This is a genomic window from Alteromonas nitratireducens (assembly GCF_040812025.1).
Taxonomy (GTDB): Bacteria; Pseudomonadota; Gammaproteobacteria; order Enterobacterales; family Alteromonadaceae; genus Alteromonas; species Alteromonas nitratireducens.
Window position 1 is genome coordinate 438,987 of sequence record NZ_JBFNPK010000001.1, and the last position, 24,080, is coordinate 463,066.

Genomic DNA, 24,080 nt, shown 5'->3' on the forward strand with positions numbered 1-24,080 from the left:
ATCTACGCTGTTAACAAGGCGTTAAAATTAGTCTTTTAATACGCTGTGGAATTAGAGAAAATATCACTAATTCCAATAGGTAATGGTAATTTCCTGGTTGTTATTTGCACGTTATCACCTATGTTTACAGCACCTGTTTAACCAATTGTCTCGGCGGAGATGGGCTAACACCGCAGACCAGTTGGTCAGGTATGGGGATACGGGCACTGAACAGGTATCATTGCCGCTGACTCTACACCGCACTTGCTAATAATAAAGGTTGAAGAATGACAGTCACCTCTCAGCGACACTCTGTACTGCTTGATAATGTGTTTGCACTTATCGACAAGAAGGTGGATGCGAAACAAAAAACCCTTGTCACACAGTTTGCCAGACTGCTTTATAAAAACATCTCCAGTGACGATCTGGAAAACCGTAACGACAGCGACCTTTACGGTGCCACGCTCAGTCTTTGGCACGCACTCGATAAATTTGACTGTGAAAGTATGTATGTCCGGGTTTTCAATCCGGAAATTGCCAAGCATGGCTGGCACTCCAGCCACACCATCGTTGAGATCATTGTCAGGGATATGCCGTTTTTGGTTGACTCTGTGCGTATGGCGCTGAATCGCCTGGGTATCACAGCACACCTTTTCCTGCACAGCCCAATCGGTATTAAGCGTGACAAAGACAAGAAAATTGTCGAGTTCATGGAGGCAGGAAAAACGCCTAAAGGCACGCAAAAAGAAACGGTGCTGTTTATTGAAATCGACCATCAGAGCAGTAAAAAAGACATCGATACACTGACAAAAGAGCTTCACTCAGTGGTTGATGAAGTGTTGCTTGCCGTTGAAGACTGGCAGGGCATGACTGACCGTCTTAATGACATTGTTAAGCAGGTTGATGATTATCACTGGCCGGTGTCAGAAGAACAAATCACACAAACCAAACAGTTTCTTGACTGGTTAGCGGATCATAATTTCACCCTGATGGGCTATCGCTATTACGATGTAAAAGCCATTAAGGGGGATCACCGCTGGATCCCACAAAATGACACCAGCCTGGGACTGATGAAAAACTCTATCAGTGACCGCGAACGCCTGTTATCAAAACAGCCGGCGACAGCACGTGCTGAAGCGCTGAGTAACAACCCGCTGATGCTGACAAAAACGAATACCCGGGCCCGGGTACATCGTCCGGCTTACATGGATTACGTGGGGGTAAAAGTTTTCAATAAGGACGGTCAGGTTATTGGTGAGCATCGCTTCCTGGGTCTGTACTCCGCTTCGTTCTATAACCAAAGCGTGACACAACTGCCGATCTTACGAGAAAAAATCCGTCAGGTCTGTGACTTGTCCGGTTTTGACCAGGGCACGCATGCTTACAAAGCGTTTGTGAATATTGTAGAAACCTATCCACGTGACGAGTTACTGCAAACCCCGGCAGAAGAACTGGCGCAGATTGTAATGGGTATTTTCCAGATGCAGGAACGCGGCATCTCGCGTCTGTTTGTCCGCAAAGATATCTACGGGCGCTTTTTCTCCTGCATGGTGTTTGTTCCTCGTGAGCGTTACAACACCCAGTTAAGGAAAGAAACCCAGGCGCTGCTTAAAGCATCGCTGAATGCAGAAGGCGAGGTTGAATTTACCACCTTTTTCTCTGAGTCGGTGTACGCCAGAACACATTACATCGCACGCGTAAAAGACAACAATGCGGAATATGACGTGAAGGAAATTGAGAACAATATCATTGAGCTGACCAAAACCTGGAACGACCGCCTGGCGGCAGCCATTTCTGCTGCTCATGGCGAGGCAAAGGGCAAAGCTCTTGAGCGCAAGTACAACAATGCCTTCTCGCGCAGTTACATGGAGCACAACCTGCCCAGCGATGCGCTGGTAGATATTGGCAAGCTCGAGCTGCTGGATGACGAGCACACGCTTGATATGCTGTTCTATCGTCCGCAGGAAGAATCCTCTGACAGCCAGATTGTAAAACTGAAGCTGTTCCATCGTGCAGAGCCTATTCACCTGTCAGACGTACTGCCCATGCTGGAAAACTTTGGTTTGCGCGTGGTCGATGAAAGTCCGTACAAAGTGACCTGTTCAGAAGGCGAACGCAACTGGGTCATGGACTTCACCATGCTACATAAACGCGTCGCCCATTTTGATATGGAACAGGCTCAGGTGCTGTTTCAGGATGCATTTGCCAAAGTCTGGTACAACACACTGGAAGATGACGCGTTTAACCGTCTGATCCTCGGTGCAGGCCTGACCGGGCGAAAAGTCACCATTCTGCGTGCTTATGCTAAGTATATGCGTCAGACCGGCAGCTCGTTCAGCCGTGATTATATTGCCAACACACTGGCAAATTATCCCGACATTGCCCGTTTGCTGGTGACCTTCTTCGATCTTCGCTTTAATCCGCATAAGAAGCCGAATCAGAAGAAGCAGGTCGCAACGCTCGAAGAGATCAAGGCCCAGCTGGATAACGTCAGCAACCTTGACGATGACCGGATTATCCGTCGCTATCTGGATATGATGCTGGCGACACTGCGTACTAACTTCTATCAGCTTGATGATAGTGGTGAAGAAAAGCCGTACGTGTCATTCAAAATGATGCCGGAAATGATTCCGGATATGCCGCTGCCGCTGCCGAAGTTCGAAATCTTCGTTTACAGCCCCCGTGTGGAAGGGGTGCATCTGCGAGGTGGTAAGGTTGCGCGTGGTGGCCTGCGCTGGTCTGATCGTCAGGAAGACTTCCGAACTGAAATTCTCGGTCTGGTGAAAGCGCAGCAGGTTAAAAATACGGTGATTGTCCCGGTCGGAGCAAAAGGTGGCTTTGTCTGTAAAAAACTGCCGGTAGGCGAGGGGCGTGCAGCCATTCAGGCAGAAGGTCAGGCGTGCTACCGCACGTTTATTCGCAGTCTGCTTGATATTACTGACAACATCGTTAACGGTGAAATCGTTCCGCCAAAAGATGTGGTTCGCCTGGATGAAGACGACCCGTATCTGGTTGTGGCTGCCGACAAAGGCACCGCGACGTTTTCGGATATTGCCAACTCGATATCAGAGGAATACAACTTCTGGCTGGGTGATGCATTCGCCTCAGGCGGCAGCATTGGGTATGACCACAAGAAAATGGGGATCACCGCCCGTGGAGCATGGGAGTCGGTTAAACGTCATTTCCGTGAGATCGGTATTGACTGTCAGACCACCGATTTTTCCTGTGTGGCCATCGGTGATATGGCGGGCGACGTATTTGGTAACGGCATGCTGCTCTCCAAACACACCCGGCTGATTGCTGCGTTTAACCATCTGCATATTTTCTTCGACCCCGATCCGGACGTGGCGGCAAGCTATAAAGAACGTCAGCGTTTGTTCGAAAATCCAAGCCTGTCGTGGGAAGACTATGATGCCAAGCTGATCTCCAAGGGGGGGGGCGTGTTCCACCGCTCTGCCAAGTCGATAAAACTGACGCCGGAGATGAAGAAGTGGCTTGGCACCCGTCAGATGACGATGACGCCGAATGAGCTTATTCACAACATTCTGAAGATGCCGGTAGATCTCATCTGGAACGGCGGCATTGGTACCTACATCAAGAGCAAAAAAGAGTCGCATTCGGATGTGGGTGATCGTGCGAACGACGATCTGCGCGTAAACGGTTGCGATGTTCAAGCAAAAATTATTGGTGAGGGCGGTAACCTTGGTCTGACACAGCTCGGTCGTATTGAATACGCCAGCCATGGTGGCCGGGTTAACACTGACTTTATTGATAATGTCGGCGGTGTCGATTGCTCGGACAATGAAGTTAACATCAAGATCCTGCTTAATAGCCTGGTCAACAACGGCGACCTGACCGTTAAGCAGCGTAACAATCTCCTGTATGACATGACCGATGACGTGTCCAAGATTGTAATACGTGACTGTTATCGTCAGACCCAGTCTATCTCGATTACCGAAATGGCGGGTGTGAAGCAGCTTAAGGAGCAGTTACGCTTTATTCATGGTCTGGAGCGCGATGGCGCACTAAACCGTGAACTGGAATTTATCCCGTCGGATGATGAAATTTCTGATCGCGTTGCGAATGATCAGGGCCTGACCCGTCCGGAGCTCAGCGTGCTGATTGCGTACGGAAAAATGGTGATGAAGGATGCGCTGAACATCCCTGAAATCACCGATAACCCATACCACAGCAAGCTGCTTGTCGAAGCGTTCCCGCCTGTGCTGCGCGAGAAATTCAAAGAGCAGATGCAACAGCATCCGCTGCGGAGCGAGATTATCGCTACCAAGTTAACCAATAACATGGTTAATGATATGGGTCTGAATTTCGTCTTCAGAATGCAGGAAGAGACCGGCGCGTCAGTGGATGAAATTGCTGATGCTTATGCGATTGTTCGCGGTATCTTTAATATCGACTCGCTGTGGAGTCGCATCGAGGCACTGGACAATACCATTTCTGCCCAGCTGCAACTGGAAATGCTGGAACAGGCTCGTCGTACTATGCGTCGCGCAGCGCGCTGGTATATTCGCCATGGCAACAAGTCACTTAGTATTGAGGAAGCGATTGCGGCATACCGTGGCACCTTCGATACCTTGTCGAAGAATCTGGAGCATTATCTGGTTGAGTCGGAATATGCACAGCTTGAAAAAGCAACCAGCCGCTATGTCAGTGAAGGGGTGCCAGCGGATATCGCCTATCAGGTGGCAAGCTTCTCGAATATGTTCTCCAGTCTGGATCTTGCGCAGATTGACGAGGCCTGTAGCCATGACACCTCAGTGATTGCCAAACTGTACTTCCAGCTCGGCTCACGTCTCGAGCTACACTGGTTCCTTGACCAAATCAACAATCAGGCGGTCAGCAACCACTGGCAGGCGCTGGCGCGGGCATCGTACCGTGAGGAACTGGACTGGCAGCAGCGCTCTATTACCGCCAACCTGTTGGCGTCGCGGCCTGATGGGACTGATGCTGATGAGATCCTCAACACGTGGATAGACAGTAATGAACTGCTGCTGAAACGCTGGTATCAGATGATGTCTGAGTTTAAAACCAGTACCACGCATGAATTTGCTAAGTTTTCTGTAGCATTACGTGAATTGATGCTTTTAAGCGTTAAGTCTAATCAGTAGAATACCCAGTCCACGCAGTAGACAAGCCCTGCCATGCAGGGCTTTTTTTTAGGAAACAGGCGGCCTGTCATGATGCAATCACTCGTACAAAAATTTCTGCTTCAGTGCGAACCCGAGAAAAGTCACGATTTCACCATCAACTGGCTGCATAAAACGCAGCATACGCCGCTGAAGTGGCTTTACCGCCAGCCCACTATCAGTAAGCCTGTGACGGTTGCCGGCATGACCTTTGAAAATCCGGTCGGGCTGGCTGCGGGCCTGGATAAAAATGGTGAGTGCATTGATGCGTTTGCCAACATGGGGTTCGGTTTTGTTGAAGTGGGTACGGTCACACCGCGGCCACAACCGGGCAACCCCAAACCCCGTCTGTTCAGAATTCCTGAAAAGCAGGCCATCATTAACCGTATGGGCTTTAACAACAAGGGGGTGGATTACCTTGTTGAGCAGGTAAAGAACAGCACATTTAAAGGCCCGCTCGGGATCAACATCGGAAAAAATAAAGATACCGAAGAAGCCAAAGCGCTGGACGATTATCTTCACTGTCTGAATAAAGTCTATCCGTATGCCAGTTATGTAACCGTGAATATTTCGTCGCCGAATACGCCAGGATTACGTAACCTGCAGTATGGCGAAGCGCTGGATCATCTGCTGCACGGCCTCAAAGCTGCCCAGGAGACCTTGTGCCAGACCCACAGTAAATATGTGCCGCTGTTTATTAAGATTGCGCCCGACCTTACCGATGACGAAATTCAAAGTATTGCGCGTTCACTGATCAACAGCAAAATGGATGGCGTCATTGCCACGAATACCACGCTTAGCCGGGATGCCGTCGCCGGGCTGGAACATGCCACAGAGGCCGGCGGCTTAAGCGGTTCTGTACTTACCGACATGAGCCTGAATGTTACCCGTAAGCTGGCGGCAGCGCTGGATCGGGCGATCCCGATTATCGGCGTAGGAGGTATTGACTCGCCTGAGGCTGCACGCGCCAGACTCGATGCGGGTGCCTCGCTGGTGCAGGTGTACTCTGCGCTCATCTATCAGGGCCCTGCACTGATCAACCGCATCACCCGCGCGTTATAAGGCGCTCGGCGAGCTACAGGAAACTAATGAATACATTTATCGTCACCACAGTCAAAGGGCTTGATGAACTGCTGCTTAACGAAGTTCGCACGCTATGCCCGTCTGCAGACGCCCGTCTGAGCGGCAACGTTGTTCAGTTTGAAGGCAGTCTTGATGATGCGTACCGACTGTGTCTTTGGTCACGTCTGGCGAACCGGGTTATTGGGGTGCTCAATGAAGGACCCGCTCAGGATGCACAGGCGCTGTACAATACTGCAGACCAGATTGACTGGGCCCAGCACCTGACCCACCACCACACCCTCAATGTGAATTTTGTCGGCACCAGCCGGGCTATCAATAATACGCAGTTCGGTGCAGTACGCATTAAAGACGCTATTGTTGATCAGTTTACAGAGAGTGAGGGCAAGCGGCCCACAGTTGCGCGCACTCGGGCAGATGTACCGGTGTATGCCCGGTTACGTAAAGAGCGTGTCACCATCGGTATTGACCTCTCCGGTAGCAGCCTCCATCAGCGCGCGTATCGACAGGAAACCGGCGAAGCCCCGCTTAAAGAGCACATTGCCAGCGCCATGCTAATGCGCAGCGGCTGGACAGGTAATCTGGCTGCGGCCCTCGTCGACCCGATGTGCGGTTCCGGTACCATTGCCATTGAAGCGGCGATGATTGCGCGCAATATTGCGCCCGGACTTCAGCGTCAGTACTGGGGCTTCTCGCGCTGGCTCGGCCATCAGCCGCCACGCTGGGAGGCGTTGGTGAATGAGGCAAAAGCGCAGATCCTTGACACTGCTCCAGGTAAAATTATCGCCTGTGACAGCAACAAAAAAATGATCACGATTGCCCGCAAAAATGCCGAGGCAGCAGGCGTTTTCAACGATATTCAGTTCGTGGTGTCTGACGCACGTACCGCACAACCGCCGTTAAAAGAGGCTGGGTATCTGGTGTCAAACCCGCCTTATGGTGAGCGTTTAGGCGAAATGACCGATCTCATTCCGCTTTTCTCACAATGGGGGACAACCTTAAAAGCACACTGGCAGGGATGGCGGGTCAGTCTGCTCTCCAGTAATCGTGATTTGCTCAGGCTGATGAAAATCAGAGCCAGTAAGACTTATCAGATGTATAACGGTAAGCTGGAATGTCAGCTGGTAAATTATGTGCTTGATGAGGAAAACAGCCAGCAGTTCGGACAGGAGGGAGACGACCATCCTTTTGCCAACCGGGTAAAGAAAAACCTCAAGAAGCTTAGAGGCTGGCTTAAATCTCAGGATACGGATTGTTATCGTATTTATGATGCCGATCTGCCGGAATATAATGTTGCTGTTGATCGGTACGGCGACTGGCTGGTTGTGCAGGAGTATGCGCCGCCTAAAAATATTCCCGAAGATAAGGCGCGTCGCCGTTTACAGGATGTTCTGCTGTATCTGCCTGCGGTAACCGGCGTGTCGCCTAAGCATATTTCCCTGAAGGTGAGGGCACAGCAAAAAGGCACCAGTCAGTATGAAAAGCAGGACAAAACAGACCACGCAATGACTGTCCGGGAAAACGGTGCGCTGTTTCAGGTTAACCTGCTGGATTATCTCGATACTGGTCTGTTTCTTGATCACCGTATCACGCGCCAGAAAATCCGGGCCATGGCAAACGGTAAAGACGTACTTAATCTGTTTTGTTATACCGGCAGTGTGTCGGTTTTCGCGGCAGTGGGTCAGGCGCGCTCGGTAACGTCGGTAGATATGTCGAAAACCTACCTTGACTGGGCCAAACGTAATTTTGCGCTCAACAATCTTAAAGGCCCGTATGCCTTTATTCAGGCTGACTGCACCAACTGGCTGGACGATCATAAAGGCAGTTATGACCTGATGTTTATCGACCCGCCGTCGTTCTCTAACTCAAAACGCATGAACACGACCTGGGATGTGCAGCGCGACCACGTGGCGTTACTCACAAAGGCGCGACAGTGCCTGCGTGACGGCGGTCAGATCGTGTTTTCTAATAATCGTCGGGGATTCAAACTGGATAACGACGCGTTAACGTCACTTGGCTTTTCGATTACAGATATCAGTGCGCAGACAATCCCTGACGATTTTGCCCGCCACGCGAATATTCATCAATGTTGGATTTTGTCATTATGAAGCTTCATTTTTACACGGGACCACAGTGCAGTCTTTGTGATCTTGCATGGGATGAACTGCGCAAAGTAACCGCGTTTAACGACCTGACCATTGAGACCTTCAATATTCGCGATGACAGTGAACTTTATCATCGTTACGCGGTGCGTATTCCTGTCATCCAGCGAATGGATTCCGGTGCGGAAATCGGCTGGCCATTCACCGCTGACATGCTGGAGGAGTTTTTACGTTGAGTATTCTTCAGCTTAAAAACGTGACGGTTATCTACGGACATCCACCGCTGCTTGACGGTGTGGAACTCACCGTGTCGCAAGGAGAGCGGGTTTGTCTGGTCGGCCGTAATGGCAGCGGTAAGTCTACGCTGTTAAAAGTCATTAGTGGTGATATCCAGCCTGACGACGGTCAGCGTATCATTGAAAGTAAGACCGTCATTGCACGGCTTGAGCAGGATCCGCCGCAAACGACCGACGTTTCTTTATTCGACTATGTTGCCGAAGGCCTCGAAGATGTGGGTGAGTTGCTCAAAGATTATTTTCGCCAGACCCGGCTGGTTGCCGAAGATCCCTCGCAGCAGAACCTGAATCGTTTGCAGACCCTTCAGGAAGCGCTCGAGAGTCGTGATGCCTGGCAGTTCGAGCAGCAAATAGAGCAAACCCTCACGATGCTGAAGCTTGATGGCGATGCGTCGCTGGCGACACTGTCAGGCGGATGGCGCAGAAAAGCGGCACTCGCCAGGGCACTGGTGCGTTCACCTGATTTATTACTGCTGGACGAGCCGACTAACCACCTTGATATTCAGATGATTCAGTGGCTGGAATCCAGCCTTAAACAATATAAGGGTGCGATTGTTTTTATCAGCCATGACCGGGCATTTATTCGCTCAATGGCCACCCGCATTATTGATTTAGATCGTGGCAAAGTCACCAGTTATCCCGGCGACTACGAGAAATACCTAGAGAAAAAACAACAGGATCTCGATGTAGAGGCCGCGCATTTTGACGAGTTCGATAAAAAGCTCGCGCAGGAAGAGGCATGGATCCGCCAGGGCATCAAAGCCCGACGCACCCGTAATGAAGGGCGTGTACGCGCGCTGAAAAAGCTGCGTGAGGCACGTAAAGCGCGCCGGGACCTCCTGGGCAGTGCACTGGTGAGTCAGAATAAAGGCATGCGCTCAGGTAAAGTCGTATTTGAAACTTCATCACTGGATTATGCCATTGAAGGAAAGCAAATCATCCGCGACCTCGACCTGAGTGTGTTGCGGGGCGATAAGCTGGCACTGATTGGCCCTAACGGAAGTGGTAAAAGTACCCTGATCAGACTGCTTTTGGGTCAGATCCAGCCTGATAACGGTGCGGTAAAGCAAGGTGCGAATATTGAAGTGGCGTATTTCGACCAGCACCGGCACGGACTTGACCTTGAAAAGTCAGTCATTGATGCCGTAGGTGACGGTAAACGGGATTTGATGGTCAACGGGCATCCACGTCACGTTATCAGTTATCTGCAGGACTACCTGTTTACGCCGGAGCGGGTAAATGCACCGGTCAGCTCCTTGTCCGGCGGAGAAAAGAACCGCCTGATGCTGGCCAAGCTGATGCTTAAGCCAAGTAACGTACTGGTACTGGACGAACCGACCAACGACCTCGACGTTGAAACGCTGGAAATGCTGGAGACCCTGCTTAACCAATACGAAGGCACGGTGCTGCTGGTAAGTCACGACAGAGAGTTTGTTGATAATGTTGCCAACAGCTGCCTGGTATTTGAGGGTGACGGCGTATGCCGGGAATTTGTCGGTGGTTATTCTGATGCGCAGCAATGGTATGTTGAGCGTGATAAGGCGCAGCAGGCGAAGAAAAAAGCCAGTGCGGCGAATGAAACTAATTCTGCCGAACAAAGTCAGAAGCCTAAGTCTTCTCCCAGAAAGGCGAAAAAGTTATCATACAAGGATGAGCGTGAACTGGCTTCCTTACCCGGTGAAATAGAGCAACTGGAAGAGGCGCTCGCCGCGTTACAGGAAACCGTCAATCAGCCTGATTTTTTTAAACAGGACACATCTGAGACCGGGCCAATACTGTCCCGGCTTGAAAAAACAGAGTCCGAATTATCCCAGAAATATGCACGCTGGGATGAATTAGAAAGTATGCTGGAAGACAATCAGCAGTAAAAAGGATAATAAATGAAACGAACTCAGCTAGCAGCGGCAATGTTCCTGGCTTCAGGATGCTTTAGTGCCGTTGGTGCAACCTACTCGGTAACACCGCTACCCCTGACAGATGTCGCCCAGAATAACTTCGCCCGATCAATTGATAACACGGGCACCATGTTGTCGACCGTGCAGACTGAATACAATCCGCCAGTCGATCTTGAACAACTTGAAAATGATACGAACTTTTTTACCAGTGGCAGTTATCCGCTGGAAAATGAAGATGATGTGAAGCAGGGGGTATTCAGCGATGCCGACTACACTGCCATCTTTAATTTTCTGATTGCGTCGCGGAATCAGATAACCGGCCAGCAACTTGCCGACGCCAGGACATATGTGACTGATACCGTGGATGCACGCGTTGTGCCTGGCTTTGACGTGATTTCTGACAAGTTTGATGACTATACGCGCTCAGTGGTTACCCTGGCCCGTGACAGTGTAGGCGGAGACTTTATCGTTGGTCGCTCTGAAGGTGTTTACATTGTCGAGCCGTATGAAAATGCCGACGGAAATATCGTCAACCTGACCTACAACAACCTGTTGCGTCGTGCCTTTGTAGAGGTAAATGGCGTTACGAAACCGTTGCCGCCGACAGCAACGACGCTTGGCGGACTGAGTTCTGCCTACGCCATTAACGACAATCTGCAGGTAGCAGGCTGGGGCACCGTGTTCTTTAAAGACACGGTGGACGAGCTGATCGCGAACTGTGAAGACCCGGAGGTGCGTAGTGATGTGTCCGAAGGTTACTGTAAGGCTGCCGTTCGTGCTAATCAGCAGGCATTTCAGTTTGAATCTGTGATTAACGCGACCGTATGGCAGCTTGATAGCAGCGGTGATGTGATCAGCACCACAACCTACCCACTGGTATTTACGCCCGAAGATGAAGAAGGGTACTTCTTCAGCCGCGCATTTGACATTAATAACAATGGCATTGCGGTTGGGGTGTCACAAACCGGTGAAGTCGTGACCGTAACGTTGCCGGGCGCCGCCGGACCTCAGCGTCAGCCTGGTCAGGTTGCCGTGGTATTCCGCGATGCAGAAACGGTTGAACTGCTGCCGCGTGATGAAAACCTGCAAAGTGAAGCGAAAGCCATTAATGATAACGGCTGGGTAGCTGGTTACGTGTTGCGGGCGCCTAGCTCGATTGCAAGGCAGGCTTTGTTTGTACATAACCTGGATTCCGGTGAGACTGTTTATCCGCAGGGCTTTTTCACAGGATCGAGCGTGTATGTCAACAGCATCAACAATAACAACATTGTGGTGGGTCGTGCGGACGTTGAATCAACCAATGAAACAGACCGCGAAGTCCATGCGTTTATGTATGACATCGACGAGGACACGTTCACCAATCTGAACGACCTGATAGCCTGTGATAGTCCCTATACACTGGTCGATGCGGTAGACATCAACGATAACAACGAAATTATCGCCAATGCCCGTATAGAGCGCACGACCAATTACATTACCGGCAATCCAATTCTGGACGATGCGGGTGAGGCGCTGCGAGACGACAATATTATTGCCGTTAAGCTGTCGCCGCTGCCGAACGGTCAGGTACAACAGTGCGATGTTGATGAAGAGGAAGAGGGCGGTTATGAACGTCAGGGCGCCTCGCTCTCGGCATGGCTGCTTCTGCTGTTGGGCGGACTGACCATTTTCAGACGTTTCCGCCGGTAAGTCTGATACACAGGTTACGCTGAATTGCGATATGGCGTAACCTGATGACTTAACCACACCCAAAGCGGTAATTCAGGTCTTTTTCCTGCCGCTTTAGGCTCTTGTAAAAAGCCACCGTGATGTGGCTTTTTCTTTATGCAGTTAAACAGTAAAAACATGATTCTTTATTCGCAAAAAATGTAATAAAAAATACATCGTTTTGTCACATACTTATCGCCTGTCAAGCCCCCGTCTCATAAAATTTTTCTTGAATCAGTCTTTTTTCTGCACTATCAAAATAATGTGAACTTTGTTTTTGTTGTGCTGGTCGGAATTAATGCGTGTAACCGGCAAAACATTAGCCAAGCGCACGTTAACCAAAAAGAGGCTAATCTATGAAAAGACAAAAAAGAGATAAACTGACACGGGCCCATGCGAAAGGCTATCAGGCAGGAATCAGCGGTCGTTCAAAGGAATATTGTCCCTTTCAACAAAATGATGCCAAGTCACAGTGGTTAGGTGGCTGGAGAGAAGCAGTAGAAGACAGACAGATGGGCTATGCCGTCAAATAGATCTCGATAAGCAGGATCTTTTCATTCAGGAATGAAAAAGCCCCATGAGGGGCTTTTTTGTTGGCAGTTAAAAATTGGACGTATCCTGAAATAAGCCGACTTTTAAATCCTTGGCTGAATAAATTTCACGGCCGTCTACTGATACAACGCCATCAGCAAGCCCCATAAATAATTTACGTTTTACCACCCGTTTCATGTTGATGGTATAGGTGACCTTTTTGGCGGTAGGCAGGATCTGACCGGTAAATTTTACTTCTCCCACACCCAGTGCACGGCCTTTTCCGGGGCCACCGCTCCAGCCGAGGAAAAAGCCAACCAGCTGCCACATAGCATCAAGACCGAGACAGCCAGGCATGACCGGATCGCCTGGGAAATGACAGTCAAAAAACCACAGGTCTTTATTGATGTCCAGTTCAGCAACAATGTGTCCTTTATCGTATTCACCCCCATCTTCAGTAATAGAGGTAATTCTGTCCATCATAAGCATATTAGGCGCTGGCAGCTGACTGTTGCCCGGGCCAAACATTTCACCGCGGCTACAGGCCAGCAGGTCATCTCGGTTGAACTGGTGTTTTCTTTCTGACATTGGTCTCTCGATGTATGAAAAATTTCGCGACTAATTTAGCGAACACCTGTACGCTAAACAACTCTGAACAGTCATTTTTTAAGCCAGGGGCTCATGATACACTTTACGATGTTAGTGAGGGAGTTTAAATGACCGAGCAAGTAACCGTTAAGAAAAAGTCGAAACGTGAGGCCAACGCTGAAAAGCAGCGTCGTTTTCGTGAACGTCAGCGCGAGGCTGGAAAGAAGCTGGTACGTGGCTATGTCAGCCCGCAGGCGATGCAGTGTTACGATGAAATTCGAGATAAAACCGGCTGGAGCGACAGTGAAGTGCTGTCCAATGCGTTACGTGTTCTCTTTGCCGCCTACAAATGTGGTCAGATAAAACTGCTCAACGAGTGGTTAAAAGATCATAACCGTTAGCTCGCCACCACCTTTCTGCTTGGGCTGTCGGGCAGGGTATGGCGGGCCACAATTCTGCGCCCCTCTGCTTTTACGTCAGCCCGCTCCCTGAACTGCCACAATCTGTCGCTGGTTTGCCGGCTGTGTTTCTCAATATCTATCAGCGGCCGCAAATAATCACGTTCCAGATCAAAGCCCAGCATAGCCGCCTCCAATGGCGGTAATTTCCATGGCGCATAGGCGGCATCTGCCGGCAGTTCAGCCAGCTCCGGTAACCAGGTTTTAATGAATGTGGCTTCTGGATCCAGTTTCTTCGCCTGGCTTACCGGGTTGTAAATACGAATGGTATGAACCCCGGTAACGCTGGCCTGCATCTGTATTTGTGGGAAATGGATCCCGGGTTCAAAGTCGAGAAATGCAGTGGCAAGGTATTCTGCTGCATGCCGCCAGTGAACGTTAAGGTGATGGGTGAGAAAACTGGTTACCATCGCGCGCATTCTGAAATTCAGAAAACCGGTTTGCCGGAGGGCACGCATACAGGCATCCACAAGCGGGATACCGGTCCGGCCGAGTTTCCAGCGCGTGAAACGCCGCATCGATTCGGGGCCATCAATATAGGGGTATCGCTCGTACACGCGGTTTACAGGCCGCCACTCCATGGCATGTTCGCTCTCGAACTTTTGAATAAAGTGTTCCCGCCAGTGTAAGCGGGAGGTGAGTGCAGTCAGTGGCCGTGACCAGCCGGGTCGCTGTTCTGCCTGGCGATAACGCAGATACTGATAAACCTGCCGCAGAGACAGGTTACCCCACGCCAGATACGGACTCAGGCGGGTACAGCTATAACGTGCATCGTGGGGTCTTGAGATCGCAAGATGGTAGGCTTTACCGCGTTCAATATAGAAGTCTTTCATGACGTGCCACGCGCGCTTCTCACCCCCTGGCTGAAACGTGCCTGTAACGGTAAGTTGTGGATCCCCGGCAAGCGATGCCAGCGAACTGGCCTGCCAGTCAGCAAAGCTGACAGCAGCAAGCTCCGTATCCACGGTGTGCTGATTCATCATCTTATGCCAGTGAGCCTGCCAGTGGCGGCGGTTTTTAAGACCGCGAATAACCGCCCCGTACGGACTTTCATGCCAGTCGATACCTTGTGTGTCACACCACTTGCGCATTCGCTTATCACGCTCGAACGTTACGTACAGCCCCACTTCCTGATAGCTGTAAATGCGGCCGACAGGCCATCGCTCGTGGATCCTTGCCATTCCGTCTACGGCATCGGCGTTAATCTGTAATACGGCGCAATCAAACGGGGCTAACTGGCTGTCCAGATCATCAAGACTGTCCTTTACAAACTGCCAGTGCCGGTCGTCACTGTGCGGATCGGCGTAGAGTGCAGGTTCATGGAAATAGACAAACAGAGTCTGGCCGGGTTGTGCCGCTGCAAGGCTAAGCGGCTCATGATCACGCAGACGCAGGTCACGCTTCAGCCAGACAATATTAAGTGCGTTAATGCTCATGAAAGTTACAGCCAGGTGTCTCTGAACTCGCCGGCAGGATCATACATGTCGGTCTGCTTTTGCAGATTAAACTGACGGTGACCGCGAGGGTCACTGCCAACCCCGGCGAGATACATCCAGTTGCCCCAGTTACTGGCCACGTCAAAATCAATCAGCTGTTGTTCGAAATAGGCTGCGCCATAGCGCCAGTCAAGCTGCAGTTCATGAACCAGACAACTCGCAACCAACTGACGCCCGCGGTTAGACATGTAACCGGTTGCGTTGAGCTGGCGCATGCACGCATCAACAATGGCATAGCCAGTGTCGCCGTTGCACCAGGCGGTAAATGTGTCTTCATTAAAGCGGGTAGCAGGGCGGACACCCTGAATACCTGAAAAAGCAAAAAAACGGGCCCCGTGATGATGCAGGGACCAGTGGAAGAATTCCCGCCATAACAGCTCAAAACGGATCCAATAGGTTGAGTCGTTACTGACCACCATTCGCTCATAATCATCAATATATTGCCAGATACGGGCCGGTGATATGCAGCCGTTTGCGAGCCAGGGCGAAAACTTAGTGCTGTGATCCCAGTTGTCCAGCGCATTTCTGGTTTCTTTGTAATGGGCTGGCAGGGTTCCGGAAAAATAGGCCTGTACATGTGCTATGGCGTTGGACTCTCCACCAACAAACCCGGCATTGTCTGCCTCTGGCTGGAACACGGCTGGTTCAGCCACACTGTCCGGGGGAGGTGGTAGTTGCCCCGGGGGTGATTCTACTTGCCTTACTGTGGCGAATTTCTCCACTTTTTTACGAAATGGTGTGTATACCGCAGGCATTGTGTCTGGCGAAAACGGCAAGCTGTCCTGTCGGTACAGGCAGCTCGACTCCGTCGAAATGAGCGTGAGCTCCGGGAAGGTGGTCACCAGCCAGTTTTCTGCGTCCCGTTCATACACGCCGCAGTGGGTGTTGACGGCGACCGTCGTAATCTTGTGGTGTTCAATGAGTTCAGGCAGCAGCGTCTGGTAAGAACCGCGAAGAACATGTAAGCGCTGACCGTGTTCGGACAAGGCCTGATCAAGACTGGCAAGGGTTTGTTGCATGAAGCGTTGACGATGCGCGCCAAGATGACGAAGTCCGAATTCGTTTTGGTCGTACCAAGCCGGGTCCTCAATATAAACACACAGCAGCGTTTCAACATTGTTTATCAAGGCGCGAAGCGCTGGATTATCGTCCAGTCGTAAGTCATGCCTGAACCATAACAGCCCCGTTTGTTTTGCTGATTTTTTATCCGTATTGCTCATTACTTCATCCGATTCAGAATTACGGCTGCCAAATGCCATCATGAAGAGATCGTCTCAGCCAGTGTTACGTATTAGTTCGAAAAGAAGACTAACTACAAAAGGAAATTTCGTGTGGCTGTACCTGTGAGCATCATGTGGTTTCGTCAGGATTTGCGGGTAAAAGATAATCCGGCGTTAAATGCCGCCTGTGACACTGGCAAAATTGTGCCCATTTACATCTATGACACGCAAACGCCTGACAACCGTATTCCCGGAGGCGCATCGAAGTGGTGGCTTCATCATTCATTGCATTCACTGAACGAGCGTCTGAACGGTCACCTGCAAGTATTTGCAGGCGATCCGGCTGAGATATTACCGGCCCTGATGGATGAGTTTGGCGCCTCCCATATTTACTGGAACCGGTGCTACGAACCGTGGCAGATTAATCGTGACAAAACGCTCAAGTCGATGTTGTCAGACAGTGGGTACACAGTTAACAGCTGCAATGGCAGTTTGCTGTGGGAACCTATGAAGATTGCCAAAAAAGACGGTGACCCGTACAAGGTATTTACACCTTATTACCGCAAAGGCTGTCTGAATGCGCCGCCACCCCGTTACCCGAAAGCGCCGCCAGCGCGCATCACATATGCTGATGTGCCGATGCGTGGAGACGGGCTGGCCGCTCTATCACTGATACCTGAGATTGACTGGTATCGCACCATGGAAGACATCTGGACACCAGGCGAGGATGGCGCAGCAGATCGCCTGGCGACGTTTATCGACAGTGCTGCCTCGCAGTATAAAGACAAGCGTGATATTCCGTCTGTGAGAGGCACATCCATGTTGTCACCGCACCTTCATTTTGGTGAGGTATCGCCCAACCAAATTTGGTATGCCATAAAAGATGCCTTTGGTGATACTGACGACAGCAATATCGATACGTTCTTAAGTGAGCTTGGCTGGCGTGAATTCAGCTATTATCTTCTTTATCATTTCCCGACATTACCGAATAAGAACTTTAACAGTAAGTTCGATGCGTTTGAGTGGCGTCAGGATCATGCCGCACTGACCGCGTGGCAGCGTGGCAATACGGGGATTCCCATTGTCGATGCCGGTATGCGCGAGCTATGGCAAACCGGGTATATGCACAACCGGGTCAGAATGATTGTCGGGTCTTTTCTGGTGAAAAACCTGCTTATCGACTGGCACGAAGGGGAAAAGTGGTTCTGGGACTGTCTGCTTGATGCTGACCTGGCCAGTAACAGTGCCAGCTGGCAGTGGGTCGCTGGCTCTGGCGCAGACGCCGCGCCTTATTTTCGGATCTTCAACCCGGTATTACAGGGTGAAAAATTTGATAAGAAAGGCAGTTACGTCCGTAAATATTGCCCGGAACTCAAAGACCTTCCGGATAAATATATTCACAAACCCTGGGAAACGCCGCCGGTTATTGCAAAAGAAGCAGGCGTAATTCTCGGCGAAACCTATCCGAAACCCATTGTCGATCTCAAGGCTTCTCGCCAGCGGGCGCTCGACGCGTTCGACAAAATTAAAGGGTAGGGTGTCAACATGAGTGGTTGTTTACGCTTAATTCTTGGTGATCAGCTCACCGAAGACCTGCCAATTATCAGGGATGCCAATTTTAGTCGGGACTGCTTTTTAATGGCGGAAGTCAGAGAAGAAGCGACCTATGTACGCCATCACAAAAAGAAAATCGCATTTTTGTTCAGTGCCATGCGACATTTCGCGACAGCATTAGAGCAGCGCGGTGCGCCACTTCGTTATATCCGGTTTAATGATGATGATAATCCGGGAAGCCTGCTTGAGGCCGTGAAACAGATTCTGGCAGAGCGAAACCTTGAACAGGTTGTTGTTACCATGCCGGGTGAATATCGCCTGTTAAAAAGTATGCAACAGTGGTCTTCCGTACTGGGGGTTGAGGTCACCATTTTGCCGGATACCCGTTTTCTTTCTTCGCCAGAGGAATTCAGCGACTGGGCTGACGGTAAAAAGCAGTTACGCATGGAGTTTTTCTATCGCGAGATGCGCCGCAAACATAATGTGCTGATGGACGGTAAAAATCCAGTTGGCGGCAAGTGGAATTACGACGCACAAAACCGTGAGCCAATGCCCGCTGGTCAGCATGTGCCTGGCACCACACGATTTGAAGCTGATGACATCACGCAGGCCGTCATTGATTTGGTGGCAGAGTATTTCCCCGATCATTTTGGCGATCTTATGCCGTTCAACATGGCCGTGACACGGCCGCAGGCACTTCAGGTACTCGACGGGTTTATTGCTCATCGCCTGAAAGATTTTGGCCGCTATCAGGATGCTATGGTTGAGGGGCAGCCGTGGCTGTTTCACAGTCATCTGTCTTTTTATATTAACTGTGGCTTACTGACTCCTAGAGAAGTGATAGATGCCGCTGAGCGCGAGTACCATGCAGGTAATGCGCCGCTTAATTCAGTGGAAGGCTTTATCCGGCAGATCCTGGGCTGGCGGGAATACGTTCGCGGTTTTTACTGGCATTTCATGCCCGGACTGAAGTCGGACAATTACTTCGGCCATGAGCGGGACCTGCCTGACTTTTTCTGGAACGGCCATACCAATATGAACTGCCTGCGCCAGTGCATTAAAGAAACACAGGCCAATGCCTATGCACATCATATCCAGCGTCTGATGGTGCTGGGTAACTTTTGCCTGTTGACCGGCCTGTCGCCAACTCAGGTTCAGGACTGGTACCTGCTGGTTTATGCCGACGCCTATGAATGGGTTGAACTCCCCAATGTGGCTGGCATGATTCTGTATTCAGACGGGGGAAACCTGGCCAGCAAACCTTACGTGGCCAGCGGCAGCTATATCAATAAAATGTCTGATTACTGTAAAAACTGCGGGTATCAGGTCAGCAAGAAAACCGGCCCCAAAGCTTGCCCGTTTAACTATCTGTACTGGCGGTTTATCGACGCACATCAGGACAGGTTACGCAACAATCCGCGCATGGGAATGATTTATAAAACGTATGACCGCATGGCTGACGATAAAATTGCCGCTATGCGGGATGACGCGGCAATCTTCCTGACTAAACTGAGTAAAAATGAAGAAGTCTGAGTTACCGAGCAAACTGTGCCCGGTCTGTCAGCGTCCGTTTACCTGGCGTAAAAAGTGGGAACGGGACTGGGAAAATGTCAGGTATTGTTCAAAACGCTGTGCAGGGAATGCACGTAAAAGATCGCCAGCGCACTATTAATTCGCTACTCTAGCTACGGAAGCTTATCAACAGGTTGGGATGTTTTGAGAAATTTTAACTGTGCGTGTTCTAACACGGTTTACTTCGCGAATACCCATTGCCTGTCCTGCCAGCGGCAGCTTGGCTTTATCAGTGAGCTTGGTGTGCTGTCGTCATTCGACGTGAGTGTAGAAGGGCTATGGTATTCAACCATCAATAACCGGGTTTACCGGCCATGCGCAAATTACACACACCATCATATCTGCAACTGGATGGTGGACGCCGATGACAATAACGCGCTGTGTCGTTCGTGTCGCTTAACCCAGGTTATTCCCGATCTTTCCAGGCCCAATAATCTGCCGCTCTGGTTTAAAATGGAGCAGGCAAAACGCCGGCTGTTATTTACGCTCATGCAGCTTGGACTGCCCATATGGGACACGATCCCCGGTAAACCCGAATTGCGTTTTCAGTTCCTCGAAGATGTTACCGAAGACGAATTTGGACAGGAGCTGACCGTGAAATCTACCGTCATGACCGGTCACAATAACGGCACGATCACGCTTAACCTGAAAGAAGCCGAAGATGCATCCCGCATTATGATGCGAGATAAAATGAACGAAAGATATCGAACGCTGGTTGGTCACTTTCGTCATGAATCCGGCCATTTCTACTGGGACTGGCTAATTCGTGATTCTGCGTCACTGCAGTCGTTCAGGGCGTTGTTTGGCGATGAAACCCTGGACTATACCCAGGCACTTGCCCGCTATTATGACCAGGGCCCCGTGTCTTTCTGGAAAGATTGCTGGATAAGCGCCTATGCGAGTGCACATCCGTGGGAGGACTGGGCAGAAACCTGGGCGCACTATCTGCATATTATCGACACGCTCGATACGGCTGCTCAGTATGAGGTGTCGGTCAGCGGTTTACCCTTTGCATTTCCGACCAGTACGTCATTTGAAAAGATTTACGCTGACTGGTGCCGACTGACCACCATTCTGAATGCGCTTAATCGCAGTATGGGGCTGGATGATGCCTATCCCTTCGTTATTCCAACGCCTGCGCTGAAAAAACTTGAATACGTCCATTCGCTTATTCAACAGAATGCTATCTCTTTTCCCATTCAAACCGGGGCAGGCGGTTAAAACTCCGTTTTAGCCCTTCTGTCCAATGCTTCTGTATGGATTTATACATCGGACTGTTCATCGTCAGGGTCTGATGGTAAGGCTCTTCGAGCGCATTGGACGTCATTATTGCAAGTTCAATTGGTGGACCCACTGAGATATTACTGCGGATTGTGGAGTCCAGAGACACCAGCGCACAGCGCGCAGCGTCCTCCAGGGTCGTCGTCGGACTGATGATGCGGTCCAGAATGGGCTTGCCATACTTGTTTTCGCCAATCTGCAGATAGGGCGTGTCGTTCGACGTAGAGACAAAGTTTCCTTGCGGATAGATGAGGAAAATTTCAGGAGCCTTGCCAGCAATTTGGCCACCCAGAATGAAACTGGACTCGGCGCTGTGCCCGGTTTTTTCCATGGCTTTGGCCCGCCGCTGCTGTTCGTTCTGGCTCAGCATACCGATATAGTCGGCGACCTGATGGAGATACTTGCCGCTGCGAAGGTTAAACTCTGCATCTGAATCATTCAGATCGCGGTGGATTGCGTTTACTACGGCCTGCGATGTGGCCAGACTGCCAGAGGTGAGCAGTACAAGTACCCGTTCACCAGGCCATACAAAGCGCGTCATTTTGCTGTACGTGGCAATGTAATCCACGCCTGCGTTGGTTCTCGAATCTGAGGCGAAGATCACGCCTTTGTTTACTTTTATGGCCAGACAATAGGTCACAGATAAGCCCGTTAATTCATCGTGAAATACTCTGTCTAGCATGGCCTTTCCGGTGAATTTGTGCAAACGAAAACGCGCCAGGTTCGTCGAATAAACCGTTGATTTTTTATTCAAACATGATTAGATGGAGTGAGGGTCCACGGAAAAAGGGTATGCCAGATGGCAATACGCTGGGGAAGTTACAAGAAAGGTGAGTTTTTTGATGAACTGATCGAGAGCAGGAATAAGCCCAGGCCAGCGGCCCAGCAATTATGCCAGTACCTGCGTTCATTGTCTGACAAGGAACTGCTCGACTACAAGACGGCTGCAGATACCGCCATACAGGTGATGGGCATTACGTTTACCGTCTATACCGAAGAAGATGGCTCTATCGACCGTGCCTGGCCCTTCGATATTATTCCCCGTATCATCGATAAGCGCGAATGGCAGGATGTAGAGCTGGGCCTGATACAACGGGTCAGGGCGCTCAATATGTTTATTGATGACGTCTATAATGACCAGCGGGCGATTAAAGACGGTATTGTACCGGCCTCTCTGCTCGAAAATTCCAAGAATTTCCTGCCCCAGTGTCGCGGTATCTCACCACGCCACGGAATCTGGGCGCATATTTGCGGCTCGGACCTTGTCCGTGACCAGCATGGCACTATTTACGTGCTGGAGGACAACCTTCGCGTTCCATCCGGGGTATCTTACATGCTGGAAAACCGCCATGTTATGAAGCGGGTGTTTCCGGAGCTCTTCGAGCAGTACAACATTTTGCCGGTCGATAACTATCCTTCCGACCTGTACAACATGCTTTGCGAATTATCACCGCGGGACATAGAGCAACCTGAGATCGTAGTACTGACGCCAGGTATTTTTAATTCAGCTTATTTTGAACACGCATACCTTGCGCAGCAAATGGGCGCAGAACTGGTGGTTGGCAGTGACCTTGTCGTAGAGGACGACATTGTTTATATGCGAACGGTAGAGGGCTTGTCCCGGGTCGATGTGATATATCGTCGCATTGATGATGCCTTCCTGGATCCGGAAGCCTTCCGCGAGGACTCCATGCTGGGAGTTCCCGGCATTATGCGCGCCTGGAAAGCCGGTAATGTCGGGCTGGCTAATGCACCGGGATCGGGGGTTGCTGATGACAAAGTGGTGTATGCCTATGTGCCTGACCTGATCCGCTATTATCTTAACGAAGAACCGCTGATTCAGAATGTCCCAACCTATAAATGTGTTAATAAAGACGAGCGTGACTATGTCATTGAACATATCGAAGACATGGTCGTAAAACCTGCAAATGAGTCCGGCGGGTATGGCATGCTTATCGGGCCGCATTCTACCAAGGCGGAACGTGAAAAGTTCATCCGCCTTATTCGCCGCGATCCACGTAATTATGTTGCCCAGCCAATGTTGCTGCTATCTACGGCGCCAACGCTGATCAACACCAGTGCGGAACCCCGTCACCTGGATCTTCGTCCATTTATCCTGTCAGGCAAGAGCACGTGTGTGACTACCGGTGGCCTGACCCGTGTCGCAATGCGAAAAGGGTCGACCGTGGTGAATTCGTCGCAGGGTGGGGGGAGTAAAGACACCTGGATCGTGGACATGGAGGGTTAGAGCATGCTGTCACGTGTAGCAAATCATATGTATTGGATGGCGCGTTATCTGGAGCGTGCAGAAAACACCGCCCGACTCATCCAGGTCAACACCCACCTGTTGCTGGATCTCCCAAAGAGCGTGACGCTGGGCTGGGAGCCTATCGTCGATATGCTGTCATTTCGGGAAACGTTTTATGACAAATATGACGTTGCCGATGAGAAAAGCGTTATCCGGTTTATGGTGACCGACACCACCAATCCCGGGTCGATTATCAATTCGCTGGCCGCCGCTCGCGAAAATGCCCGTATAGTCAGGGAAATTATTCCGTCTGAAGCATGGGAGCTGATTAATAACCTGCATCTTAACGCCAAAGCCGACGGCCAGAGCGTACTTACCCGACGCCACCGTTTTGACTGTCTGAACCGCGTTATAACGGGTAACCAGACCATTACAGGTTTATTAGACGGCACCATGAACCGGGATGAAGGCTATGCATTTTTGTGTCTTGGCAGGCATCTTGAACGTGCAGACATGACGACCCGTATCATTGATGTGCGCTCCGCGTCGCTGTTACCTGAATTGTCAGCTGAGCAGTCGCCGTTTGAAAATATTCAGTGGATGAGTGTGCTTAAATCACTGACGGCGTATCAGATGTACCGACAGGAAATGCGTTTGCGGATAAGACGCCCCGACATTTTGAATTTTCTAATGAAAAAAGACCTGTTCCCACGTTCAGTCAGTCATTGCATCGGGCAGCTCAGGCACTGGATCCATCAGTTACCACATGCCGACGCCGTCTCCAGACCGGTTGAAAAATTGCAGCAGGAACTGGAAAGCATGGATACCCAGCATCTTAAACAGGATACCCTGCACGATGTCATTGATGATATACAGCTTGGTTTACTGATGGTACATGATGTCATAGACAAACATTACTTCTGACGATA

18 protein-coding genes are annotated in these 24,080 nt (G+C 50.6%); 14 read left to right on the forward strand and 4 right to left on the reverse strand.

Going from position 1 to position 24,080, the window contains the following annotated elements:
- Nucleotides 1–266: 266 nt before the first annotated feature.
- The 7 genes from AB1N33_RS01930 (at nucleotide 267) to rmf (ending at nucleotide 12,736) form a co-directional block, all read left to right on the forward strand.
- A complete protein-coding gene (locus AB1N33_RS01930) occupies nucleotides 267–5,105 on the forward strand; it encodes an NAD-glutamate dehydrogenase (protein WP_411269838.1) in 4,839 nt (1,612 codons plus the stop codon).
- Between the two features lie 72 nt (nucleotides 5,106–5,177).
- The gene (gene pyrD / locus AB1N33_RS01935) at nucleotides 5,178–6,185 is read left to right on the forward strand and encodes a quinone-dependent dihydroorotate dehydrogenase (RefSeq protein ID WP_411269977.1); all 1,008 of its coding nucleotides are present in this window, start codon (nucleotides 5,178–5,180) and stop codon (nucleotides 6,183–6,185) included.
- Between the two features lie 26 nt (nucleotides 6,186–6,211).
- Entirely contained in the window at nucleotides 6,212–8,311 is a 2,100-nt protein-coding gene (gene rlmKL / locus AB1N33_RS01940) for a bifunctional 23S rRNA (guanine(2069)-N(7))-methyltransferase RlmK/23S rRNA (guanine(2445)-N(2))-methyltransferase RlmL (protein WP_411269839.1), read from the forward strand.
- Complete coding sequence (locus AB1N33_RS01945) at nucleotides 8,308–8,541, forward strand: glutaredoxin family protein (protein WP_411269840.1); 234 nt, start codon at nucleotides 8,308–8,310, stop codon at nucleotides 8,539–8,541. The genes rlmKL and AB1N33_RS01945 overlap by 4 nt, the downstream gene beginning before the upstream one ends.
- Nucleotides 8,538–10,469, forward strand: coding sequence for an ATP-binding cassette ATPase Uup (gene uup / locus AB1N33_RS01950; protein ID WP_411269841.1), 1,932 nt, complete (start codon nucleotides 8,538–8,540; stop codon nucleotides 10,467–10,469). Before AB1N33_RS01945 ends, uup begins: the two co-directional genes overlap by 4 nt.
- Before the next feature lie 12 nt (nucleotides 10,470–10,481).
- Nucleotides 10,482–12,185 carry a DUF3466 family protein gene (locus AB1N33_RS01955; protein ID WP_411269842.1) on the forward strand — a complete coding sequence of 568 codons (1,704 nt, stop codon included), beginning with the start codon at nucleotides 10,482–10,484 and terminating at the stop codon, nucleotides 12,183–12,185.
- 374 nt (nucleotides 12,186–12,559) lie between these two features.
- Nucleotides 12,560–12,736, forward strand: a complete 177-nt coding sequence (gene rmf / locus AB1N33_RS01960; RefSeq protein WP_411269843.1) for a ribosome modulation factor — start codon at nucleotides 12,560–12,562, stop codon at nucleotides 12,734–12,736.
- Nucleotides 12,737–12,803: 67 nt separating this feature from the next.
- Here rmf and fabA read toward each other — a convergent pair whose 3' ends face one another.
- Nucleotides 12,804–13,322 (reverse strand): bifunctional 3-hydroxydecanoyl-ACP dehydratase/trans-2-decenoyl-ACP isomerase, encoded by a 519-nt coding sequence (gene fabA, locus AB1N33_RS01965; protein WP_411269844.1) that lies wholly within the window; start codon nucleotides 13,320–13,322, stop codon nucleotides 12,804–12,806.
- Between the two features lie 128 nt (nucleotides 13,323–13,450).
- Here fabA and AB1N33_RS01970 point away from each other — a divergent pair, with 128 nt between their 5' ends.
- Entirely contained in the window at nucleotides 13,451–13,723 is a 273-nt protein-coding gene (locus AB1N33_RS01970; RefSeq protein ID WP_411269845.1) for a hypothetical protein, read from the forward strand.
- Here AB1N33_RS01970 and AB1N33_RS01975 read toward each other — a convergent pair.
- A complete protein-coding gene (locus AB1N33_RS01975) occupies nucleotides 13,720–15,216 on the reverse strand; it encodes a cryptochrome/deoxyribodipyrimidine photo-lyase family protein (protein ID WP_411269846.1) in 1,497 nt (498 codons plus the stop codon). The two genes, AB1N33_RS01970 and AB1N33_RS01975, sit on opposite strands and share 4 nt — an antisense overlap.
- A 5-nt stretch (nucleotides 15,217–15,221) precedes the next feature.
- Nucleotides 15,222–16,496: a DASH family cryptochrome gene (locus AB1N33_RS01980; protein WP_411269847.1), complete on the reverse strand. Its 1,275-nt coding sequence runs from the start codon at nucleotides 16,494–16,496 to the stop codon at nucleotides 15,222–15,224.
- Nucleotides 16,497–16,607: 111 nt separating this feature from the next.
- Here AB1N33_RS01980 and AB1N33_RS01985 point away from each other — a divergent pair, with 111 nt between their 5' ends.
- From AB1N33_RS01985 to AB1N33_RS02000, 4 genes are read left to right on the forward strand one after another with little or no spacing between them, the layout of a single operon-like run.
- Nucleotides 16,608–18,032: a cryptochrome/photolyase family protein gene (locus tag AB1N33_RS01985; RefSeq protein ID WP_411269848.1), complete on the forward strand. Its 1,425-nt coding sequence runs from the start codon at nucleotides 16,608–16,610 to the stop codon at nucleotides 18,030–18,032.
- 9 nt (nucleotides 18,033–18,041) lie between these two features.
- Nucleotides 18,042–19,583: a cryptochrome/photolyase family protein gene (locus tag AB1N33_RS01990; protein WP_411269849.1), complete on the forward strand. Its 1,542-nt coding sequence runs from the start codon at nucleotides 18,042–18,044 to the stop codon at nucleotides 19,581–19,583.
- Nucleotides 19,570–19,722 (forward strand): DUF2256 domain-containing protein, encoded by a 153-nt coding sequence (locus AB1N33_RS01995; protein ID WP_411269850.1) that lies wholly within the window; start codon nucleotides 19,570–19,572, stop codon nucleotides 19,720–19,722. The genes AB1N33_RS01990 and AB1N33_RS01995 overlap by 14 nt, the downstream gene beginning before the upstream one ends.
- Before the next feature lie 44 nt (nucleotides 19,723–19,766).
- Nucleotides 19,767–20,843: a zinc-binding metallopeptidase family protein gene (locus AB1N33_RS02000; RefSeq protein WP_411269851.1), complete on the forward strand. Its 1,077-nt coding sequence runs from the start codon at nucleotides 19,767–19,769 to the stop codon at nucleotides 20,841–20,843.
- Here the strand turns inward: AB1N33_RS02000 and AB1N33_RS02005 are convergent.
- A complete protein-coding gene (locus AB1N33_RS02005; protein WP_411269852.1) occupies nucleotides 20,806–21,585 on the reverse strand; it encodes a proteasome-type protease in 780 nt (259 codons plus the stop codon). The two genes, AB1N33_RS02000 and AB1N33_RS02005, sit on opposite strands and share 38 nt — an antisense overlap.
- Before the next feature lie 117 nt (nucleotides 21,586–21,702).
- Between AB1N33_RS02005 and AB1N33_RS02010 the strand changes: the two genes are divergently transcribed.
- The gene (locus AB1N33_RS02010; protein ID WP_411269853.1) at nucleotides 21,703–23,151 is read left to right on the forward strand and encodes a circularly permuted type 2 ATP-grasp protein; all 1,449 of its coding nucleotides are present in this window, start codon (nucleotides 21,703–21,705) and stop codon (nucleotides 23,149–23,151) included.
- A 3-nt stretch (nucleotides 23,152–23,154) separates the two neighbouring features.
- Nucleotides 23,155–24,075 carry an alpha-E domain-containing protein gene (locus tag AB1N33_RS02015; protein ID WP_411269854.1) on the forward strand — a complete coding sequence of 307 codons (921 nt, stop codon included), beginning with the start codon at nucleotides 23,155–23,157 and terminating at the stop codon, nucleotides 24,073–24,075.
- Nucleotides 24,076–24,080: the final 5 nt, after the last annotated feature.

Coding starts and splice junctions, on each gene's coding strand:
- AB1N33_RS01930 (WP_411269838.1), top strand. CDS start 267: ATGACAGTCACCTCTCAGCGACACTCTGTACTGCTTGATAATGTGTTT.
- pyrD (WP_411269977.1), top strand. CDS start 5,178: ATGCAATCACTCGTACAAAAATTTCTGCTTCAGTGCGAACCCGAGAAA.
- rlmKL (WP_411269839.1), top strand. CDS start 6,212: ATGAATACATTTATCGTCACCACAGTCAAAGGGCTTGATGAACTGCTG.
- AB1N33_RS01945 (WP_411269840.1), top strand. CDS start 8,308: ATGAAGCTTCATTTTTACACGGGACCACAGTGCAGTCTTTGTGATCTT.
- AB1N33_RS01955 (WP_411269842.1), top strand. CDS start 10,482: ATGAAACGAACTCAGCTAGCAGCGGCAATGTTCCTGGCTTCAGGATGC.
- rmf (WP_411269843.1), top strand. CDS start 12,560: ATGAAAAGACAAAAAAGAGATAAACTGACACGGGCCCATGCGAAAGGC.
- fabA (WP_411269844.1), bottom strand. CDS start 13,322: ATGTCAGAAAGAAAACACCAGTTCAACCGAGATGACCTGCTGGCCTGT.
- AB1N33_RS01970 (WP_411269845.1), top strand. CDS start 13,451: ATGACCGAGCAAGTAACCGTTAAGAAAAAGTCGAAACGTGAGGCCAAC.
- AB1N33_RS01975 (WP_411269846.1), bottom strand. CDS start 15,216: ATGAGCATTAACGCACTTAATATTGTCTGGCTGAAGCGTGACCTGCGT.
- AB1N33_RS01980 (WP_411269847.1), bottom strand. CDS start 16,496: ATGAGCAATACGGATAAAAAATCAGCAAAACAAACGGGGCTGTTATGG.
- AB1N33_RS01990 (WP_411269849.1), top strand. CDS start 18,042: ATGAGTGGTTGTTTACGCTTAATTCTTGGTGATCAGCTCACCGAAGAC.
- AB1N33_RS01995 (WP_411269850.1), top strand. CDS start 19,570: ATGAAGAAGTCTGAGTTACCGAGCAAACTGTGCCCGGTCTGTCAGCGT.
- AB1N33_RS02005 (WP_411269852.1), bottom strand. CDS start 21,585: ATGCTAGACAGAGTATTTCACGATGAATTAACGGGCTTATCTGTGACC.
- AB1N33_RS02010 (WP_411269853.1), top strand. CDS start 21,703: ATGGCAATACGCTGGGGAAGTTACAAGAAAGGTGAGTTTTTTGATGAA.
- AB1N33_RS02015 (WP_411269854.1), top strand. CDS start 23,155: ATGCTGTCACGTGTAGCAAATCATATGTATTGGATGGCGCGTTATCTG.